Below are 2292 nucleotides of genomic sequence, written 5' to 3'. Positions count from 1 at the left end.
CTATTATGAATATGAATTATTGAATTCAGTTATCCAAATAAATATTCCGAATAAAATATCTACAAAAGAATTACTGGAACGTATGTCAGAACAAGGTTTTTGTAAACCATTTTGCGATTCGTTTCTTAATAATTAAAATCTTTTAGATAAGCATAAATAATCTCTTTAAGTTTTTAAAATGTGTATTTGTAAATAGAGTTAGTTCTTTTTAAAGGTGTAGAAGCGGTATAGCTCTGTAATTTTTGAAAGAATCTTCGGTTTTCCATTAATTCAGGAAAGCTGAAACTTACATGTTAGATAATCCGTAAGAATAAAAAAATGGTTTAAACGGAGGGATCGATAATGGCTGAGCTATTGACTTTAATTGGGGATATTTTTGCAGCAATTTCAGGTTCATTAGTAAAGGAGAAAAAATAATTCGGAGTATTTACATTGCAAAAACGTCTTGGATAGATGAAATTATGTTTATAAACCAGAAGTATATGAAAGTCCATTTTTTCAGGTTGTTTCAGATAATGAGAGACACCTAATAAAGGATCAAAGCAAAGGGACATTATTTATCAGAATAAACATGTAACTGCTTTTATCGCAAGTAAATGATGGCCAAATAACAAAGGGCATGTACTCGTTGTTCCAAATGAACATTTTGAAAACATATTTGAGCCTCCAATAGAAATGGCTGCTGAAATTCATCGTGCTGCTCGATTGATAGCGTTTGCAATAGGAAAAACATATGGACGTGGAAATATCAACTCGACAACATAATGAACCTCCTGGTAATTAGGATTTGTGGCATTATCATCTTCACGTTTATCCTAGGTATGAAAATGATAATCTTCACCGAACAAAAGGTTATTTTACCGAACCAGATGAACGTCCTTTCTATGCAGAAAAGTTACGTTCGTTGTTACAGGAAAACACTTAGTTTTTTTACTTAGCTGAAGAAGAGCAACAATTATTTTAAATAGTCGGGGGAGATTCGAATGAAACAAAATATTTATGATAATGATATTTTCTTCAACAGTTATATCTCTATGCGAAAAACAGGTGTAACCTATAACGATTTTGTTGAACAGCCAGCAATTAAATCAACTATCTCAAGCCTTAATGGGAAGACTGTATTGGACTTAGGATGTGGTAATGGGCAGTTTTCGAAGTACTGTGTAGATAATGGTGCGTTAAAGGTTACGTCAGTAGACATTTCTAAGAATATGATTGAGCTTGCTAAAAAAGAAAACAATCACGACAAAATAGATTACATTTGTACACCAATAGAAGACTTAGAAGTTAAAAATCAGAAATTTGATATTATCATAAGCTCTCTAATGGCTCATTATATAGAAGATTACACTAGACTAATTGAAAAAATTGTGAGCTTATTAAATACAAACGGTGAGTTTATTTTCTCAACAGAACATCCTATTGTTACAGCTCGAAAAGAAATGAATAATTGGATTATAGATGGGGACGGGAATAGATTACATTGGGGATTAGATAATTATCAAGAAGAAGGAAAGAGAGAGGAACATTGGTATATTGAAGGTGTAGTTAAATACCATAGAACTATTTCGACTTTAATTAATACGCTTATCAATAGCGGACTTGTGTTAGAAAAAATTATAGAACCACAAGCTATACCAATTGGCTTAGAAAAAATGCCGAAATTAGAAGATGAGAAAAGAAGACCATCTATTATTGTAATTAAGGCAAGAAAATGATTGTTTTATCGGTGATTTCTTATATCTATTTCATAGAGTATTTTAGTAGATTGTGAATGAATGTACTTAAACGAATAAACATAATAGGTTTAAAATTGAAAGGATTATAATTATGAAAAGGTTATAATATTTATCGATTTTTATGAGTTGTTACTATTTACTATCATTCTTCTAGAGTGTGCTTAGTAGTAAAGGGGAAGTATTTCCGTTTATACAGATAATTAATGCCAGTATTTTTTGTTATCTAAGTCTCGTTATGCATCAAAGAATGAAAAGTGTTTCGTCATAAAATTATTTTTTAATAGTACAAAGAACAAATATTAATTAATATTGCAGAAATCTTGTTAATTTCAAAAGCGGATTAACGCTTATTTTCGAACTACAACAACTAAAGGTATTCCTAAAAAAATAGAGGGTGGGACATAACGAAAATATTTCTAATGAAAACCGAACATTGCTTATTGCAAAAAACTATAAATAAAAGACTCTTTACGAAGAGGTCGGTTTTTTGTGCAAACTTTATTAAGGTTGATTGGAGCGTAAGTGCGAGACTCCTGCGGGATGCGTGGGAGAG

1 protein-coding gene is annotated in these 2292 nt (G+C 31.0%); it reads left to right on the top strand.

Features of this window, described 5'->3' with window-relative positions; genetic code table 11:
* The first annotated feature begins 983 nt into the window (after positions 1 to 983).
* Complete coding sequence (locus HU235_RS22520) at positions 984 to 1718, top strand: class I SAM-dependent methyltransferase (RefSeq protein ID WP_174881660.1); 735 nt, start codon at positions 984 to 986, stop codon at positions 1716 to 1718.
* The last annotated feature ends 574 nt before the right edge of the window (positions 1719 to 2292 follow it).

Source organism: Metabacillus niabensis (assembly GCF_902829255.1).
GTDB lineage: Bacteria > Bacillota > Bacilli > Bacillales > Bacillaceae > Metabacillus > Metabacillus niabensis.
Note: the sequence above shows the minus strand (reverse complement) of the source record. Positions and strands in the feature narration are given on the sequence as shown.